The sequence below is a fragment of the uncultured Planktosalinus sp. genome (genome assembly GCF_963973675.1).
Lineage (GTDB): Bacteria > Bacteroidota > Bacteroidia > Flavobacteriales > Flavobacteriaceae > Planktosalinus.
In genome coordinates, this window is record NZ_CAXBAN010000462.1 from 1 (window position 1) to 1,709 (window position 1,709).

Here is a 1,709-nt window from a genome sequence, read left to right on the forward strand (position 1 = left end):
TTACAATGCTGTTGTATTGATGAAAATCATAAACCGACCATGGTGGTATACGATTTTGTTGTTTATTCCAATCATCAACCTAATCATGTTCCCGGTGGTTTGGGTTGAAACCCTTCGAAGCTTTGGTAAAAACAGTACAACCGATACCGTTTTAGGCATTATTACACTTGGTTTATACATCGCCTATGTAAATTACACACAAGATGTTACTTATATTCAGGATAGAGACCTTAAACCAAAAAGTGGATCGGGAGAATGGGTAAGCTCCATACTTTTTGCAGTTGTGGTTGCAACCATTGTGCACACCTATTTTATTCAACCATTTACAATCCCCACTTCCTCCCTGGAAAAAACTTTGCTGGTGGGTGACTTTTTGTTCGTAAGCAAAATGCATTACGGAGCGCGGACACCAATGACAGCAGTGTCCTTCCCTATGGTTCATGATACCATTCCGGTTGCTAAAATAAAATCGTATACTAATAAGCCACAAATACCCTACTTCCGTTTTCCTGCATTTCAGGAAATTAAACGCAATGACATTGTGGTCTTTAACTGGCCAACAGATACGGTTCCCTACTTCTTTTATCAAGGCCCGGAAACTTACGACAAACCCATTGATAAGAAATCAAACTATGTAAAAAGAGCCGTTGGAGTTCCGGGCGACTCCCTTGAGATCAAGAATGGATATGTCTACATCAACGGAAAACAAAATGAGCTACCCGATCGTGCCCGTTTGCAGTTTGCCTATGCATTCACCACCAAAGAACCACTCAGAAACATCCAGTTCTTAAGAGACCGCTATGACATTACTGAGATATACCCCATGAGCAACGACTACAAAACGTTCAGGGCCAATGCCACAGAAGCCGGTATTGAAATGTTAAAAAACAACCCGAATATTGACCAGATCATCCCGCTTTCAGCAAAACCGGGTGAAGCAAACCCTTCAATATTTCCACAACATCCCGCATACAAATGGAATACCTCTCATTTTGGACCTATTTACATTCCTAAAGCCGGTGCTACTGTTGAAATCACACCGGAAAGCATCCCGTTTTACAAACGCATCATTGAAGTTTATGAAGGAGAAGAAATGGGAGTGGAACAAAAAGTAAGCGTTCAGGGTAACAGGGTGCTTTTAAACGGCTCCCCCCTTTCTGAATATACTTTTAAACAGGACTATTACTGGATGATGGGTGACAACCGAAACAACTCAGAAGATGCACGAATGTGGGGCTATGTGCCTCACAACCATGTAGTGGGCAAACCTGTATTCATCTGGATGAGCTGGGACTCAAATGGAAAAGGATTTGATAAAATTCGCTGGGAACGTATGTTTACTACGGTGGGTGGTGACGGCGAACCGGTATCTTATTTTAGATACTTCCTGATTGTATTGGCGGGTTGGTTCATTTTTGATTTCATCAGAAAACGTAAAAAAAAGAATGAATCCGGATTGTAACAATTAGCTGTATCTAAGTATAAAAAAGGCTACTTAGTTGACGCGTGTCCATTGATTTGACAGGAATAATGAATAGTTTTCACCATCGGTGGCGATGTAAAAGTATTCCTCAAATTGATTTTGATTCAATCGTTCCAATCTAAGCTTTGCTTTCCATTTACCCGGGTTGTTTTCAATTTCTCGCGTTATAAATACAAAAGAGCTGTCTGTAGATGCAGAAGAATCCAATTCATAAATGTTTGTAAAT

Annotated in this window: 2 protein-coding genes; one reads left to right on the forward strand and one right to left on the reverse strand. The window is 40.5% G+C overall.

The genetic code is table 11. The annotated features are described in order from the left end of the window. A partial coding sequence (lepB, locus tag AACY61_RS13350; protein ID WP_339612073.1) for a signal peptidase I occupies positions 1-1,462 on the forward strand: 1,462 nt, incomplete at its 5' end. Positions 1,463-1,495: 33 nt separating this feature from the next. Here lepB and AACY61_RS13355 read toward each other — a convergent pair. Further along, the coding region (locus AACY61_RS13355; RefSeq protein ID WP_339612074.1) for a hypothetical protein at positions 1,496-1,709 on the reverse strand (214 nt) is incomplete at its 5' end.